The sequence below is a fragment of the Bartonella sp. CR84HXZ genome, from assembly GCF_042194535.1.
In the GTDB taxonomy this organism is placed as follows: Bacteria; Pseudomonadota; Alphaproteobacteria; order Rhizobiales; family Rhizobiaceae; genus Bartonella; species Bartonella grahamii.
Genome location: NZ_JBHIMY010000063.1, coordinates 1 through 2,151 on the forward strand (window position 1 = coordinate 1; position 2,151 = coordinate 2,151).

1 protein-coding gene is annotated in these 2,151 nt (G+C 48.1%); it reads right to left on the reverse strand.

What is annotated here, in order from left to right; genetic code table 11:
• The coding region (locus ACFIKD_RS09235) for a phage tail tape measure protein (RefSeq protein WP_375647872.1) at positions 1-2,151 on the reverse strand (2,151 nt) is incomplete at both ends.

Below are 2,151 nucleotides of genomic sequence, written 5' to 3' on the forward strand. Positions count from 1 at the left end.
AAATTGTGCAATCGGTTGAATGGCTGTTGTGCCTCCCAAAAAACTTGGCAAAAACTCTCTTAAATTAATGGACCCAAACCACCCCTTCATGCGATGAGGCAAAGATTTACAAAAATCTGTCAATTGTGAGATGGTGCCCATAAAACCATCGACAATCCAACTCGCTAAATCTTCCCCAGCTTGTTCCATACTTGCCTTGGCAGCATCAGAGAGCTTTTCGCGGGCAAAAAAGCTTCCCAACCAGCTCCAAAAGTTGGAAAGGCTTTGTTTAAAGCCCTCCCACACATTGCCAAACCACCTGCCAACAACGTCAAGTCCTTGTTTGAACTTTTGCCAATGTTCAGAGAAATCAAAAGCATTGGCGATTATATTTTTCCAACGCGTAATGGTGGTGGTATCGGCACCAAAAAAACGCATAACAGCTTCAAAGGCACGACCAAAAGCGTGTGCTATCCCCCGTGCAAAGCCTTTAACAAAGGAAGAGAAACGATCCCAATATTTCCACAAAACAAAACCAGCAGCCAGTATGACCGCCACAACAGCAGCAACCACAGCCCCTATTGGGGTAAAAACAGCCCCCACAACAGAGGCAATAGCTGCCCCAGCCACTTCTATCGCTGCCCCTATCCAACCAAAAGAGGCGGCGAATGCAGAACCAGAGACCATAACACCCCGAAACGCTGCCACGAGTAAAGTCATCGGGCGTAAAAGACGCAGCGCGCTCCCACCAAGCCCTGCCATCAATAACTTCAAGGAGCGCCCTGCGGCTGCTAAGCCACGCCAGCTTGTTTTAAGCTTACCGCTCACACCAACAAGTTTGATCAAAGAGCCTATCAACTTTAGCAAGCCAAGGCGTGTGCCAGCAAAAGCAAAGCGCAAAACCCGTAGAGCAATGTTAAAAGCCATCAGGGCAGCAATGGTTTTGATGATGGCGCTTGTTAAAGTGGGATGGGCATTCGCCCACGCCATAAGCCCATTGGTAAAGTTGCCAACACTTTCCATCAAACTGTTGAGGGGGGGCAGAAGCACTTCACCAATGCTAATCCCCAAAGCCACAATGCGGTTTTGCAACAATTCAAATTGCCGCATGGCACCGGTTGCTTGTTTGTCTGCTTCTTGTTCTACCGAACCTTTAAAGACTTGTGGATCTTTCACATAATCTAAAGCTTGCCCTAACAATTCGGGATTGCCCACCAATTTGGCAAAATCACCGGTAAAATCGCGCCCAGCAATGGCAATCAGCGAGCGCATCCCCTGTTCGGATTTACCCAACACATTAAAAAAGCGCACCAAAGTGCCGGTAGCATCTTTGTCCAGATCTTGCATGAACTTTTCACGGGAAAGCCCAATATTAGCAAAAGCATCTTCAATATGTTTACCCCCCGCCTGTATACGGGCACTCATGGCATTAAAACCACGCGCGGCACTCTCAGGGACGATACCAGCAGAAATCATCGCCGTGCCAAAAGCTGCTGTTTCCCGTGCGGTGAGCTTAAACATGGTTGCCGCACCGGTGGCACGATTGGTAAAATCAGACACTTCACTTGCCTTGGCAGCCATGTGGTTAGAGAGATGATTGATGGCATCGCCTAGATCTTCAATACCTGCCTGATTAAGCTTAAAGACATTGCGCAATTTGGCAAAGCGCTCCCCAATCTGATCTCCCGTCATATCAAAAGCAACAGCCGCTTTAGCGGCATAGATGCTAAAAGCTTCTAGATCTTGTTCGCCAATTCCTGCTTGGCTGGCACTGGTCATCAGTTCCAAAACTTCACGTGCCGCTAGCGGAATCTTAGTGGAGGTTTCCAAAGCAAAACGTCGCAATTCCTTTAAGCGATCAAGGGGGGCATCCAGAACCTTTTCTAGCCCCTTCATCGATTGATCAAATTGCATGGCTTTATAGAGCGGTGCAATTAAGGTTGCTGTTTGCGCAATGGCACCAACCATGCGCCCACGGGCATGATTGAAAGCATTTTCAGCATTCTTTGTCGCATCCTCAAGATGCTCAGGGTCAAACCACCCTTTAAAATGCTGCCTTGTCTTGTTTTGGAAATGCGCAACCTCTGAACTGAAGGCTGCAAGATCACGCTTGGCAGAAGCTATCCCCTCTTGCAGATGATTGACAAAACGCACAACAAGGGAAACATCCAT